The sequence below is a fragment of the Microcystis aeruginosa LEGE 91341 genome, from assembly GCF_015206885.1.
GTDB lineage: Bacteria > Cyanobacteriota > Cyanobacteriia > Cyanobacteriales > Microcystaceae > Microcystis > Microcystis aeruginosa_H.
This window is the reverse complement of record NZ_JADEXY010000263.1, coordinates 1-1,485: the sequence shown is the minus strand read 5'-3', so window position 1 is coordinate 1,485 and position 1,485 is coordinate 1. Positions and strand designations below refer to the sequence as shown.

The following is a 1,485-nucleotide window of genomic DNA, read 5'->3' as shown; positions in this document are numbered from 1 at the left end:
CCCCACACCCTACCCCCAGGAAAAACTTTTTCAGCAGACCCTAATCTAAACTGATTCTAACCAGACGGCGGGGACTTGACTAGGGCGATCGGGTAATTGCATCCATCCCATTTCGCACAGACGAATTACCGAGGTTAATTTTTCTACCAAAGCGGGATCGAAACGAATCCCGCTATAATTTTGACAACGTTCTAGGGACTCTCCTAAATCTAGAGCTAGTCGATCGCCTCGCGGTTGAGTTAATTCCTGAAAATAGGCTGATAATCCCAAAATTCGCGACTCTAGGCTGATTTCTTCCCCTTTTAGTCCGTTGGGAACGCCGCTACCATCCCAGTATTCAAACTCATGGTAAATAATCTGTTGAATTGGAGCTAATTCGGGCATAGTGGCGAGTAATTGTGCGCCTAACACCGATCTATCCCGCCAAAATAACGCATTTGCTCCCTCTAACTGACTGGCACGCTGTCTAAAAACTTCGATCGGAGCCTCCGCTAGACCGATGCGGTATAATAAACCTGCTAATCGTAAGCGTCGTAATCTCAGGGTGGGTAAATCGAGCAATTGTCCCAACATTTCCGCTAAAGCGGCCACCTGTAGGGAAGCAAGGGGATTATCAATATCTCTTTCATCGACTTTTTGAGCCATTCTTAGAAAAGCTTGCAGTTTATTAGCGGCTAAATTTTTATTTAAACGGGATGCTTGTCCTTCTAAGTCGCTTAATTCTCGCGCTTGTCTGCTGACGGTGACTAACTGCTGTTGACTGGTTTGCAGATAGGTGACAATGCGAGAGACTACTCCGGTTAAATCCGTGGGAATGGGATTAATATTTTGACTAATTTCCTGCTGTTGTCTGCTTAAATCGGCCGCTAGACTGGGATTATAGGGATGCAGACGCTCAATTAAGATCCTAGCGGCTTTTTCGACTAAATCGCGATCGAATGTCCATAAACCGTAGAATTTTCGCTCCGTGTCTATTTGGGGTTGACTATCGGACCGGTATTCTTCCGGGGATAACTCATGACAGAGTACCATGGAGGCGTAGTCGGGGGAAAGAATGATTAAATTCCACTCATTAACCAAACTATCGCTATTATCTAAGTTCACTAGGGAAACATTCTCTAAACTGCCGGTTTTATGCTCAGAAAAACCACTATCGGCCACAGCAGCGATCGCAATATGACGAGAAGAGCGAGCAATATCTAAATAGCGCTCTGCTTCCTGTAAATACCATTTTCCCTGTTGAAAGGTGACTAAAACCAGTGGTTTATTTGTACTATCTGGGCTGCTAGTTTGCAAGATATGATCTTCAAGAGCATGACAGAGAGCCACCAGGGTATTCTTAAAATAGACCCCGTAACTGCTGGGTAATCGTCCCGATGAAGCTCTTTTTAACTGTTGTAAGCTGGATTCTACCGTCATAGGTGGCAAGATTAGGGGAAGTGGGGTGTGGGCTTCGGCCGTGAGCTCAGCCGAACGGGTGTGGGG

The 1,485-nt window shown here is 45.8% G+C and carries 1 protein-coding gene; it reads right to left on the bottom strand.

Features of this window, described 5'->3' with window-relative positions:
• Nucleotides 1-45: 45 nt before the first annotated feature.
• Complete coding sequence (locus IQ234_RS20745; protein WP_193958456.1) at nt 46-1,419, bottom strand: DICT sensory domain-containing protein; 1,374 nt, start codon at nt 1,417-1,419, stop codon at nt 46-48.
• Nucleotides 1,420-1,485: the final 66 nt, after the last annotated feature.

Excerpts from the sequence above, each read along its gene's own strand:
- IQ234_RS20745 (WP_193958456.1), bottom strand. The coding sequence starts at position 1,419 with ATGACGGTAGAATCCAGCTTACAACAGTTAAAAAGAGCTTCATCGGGA.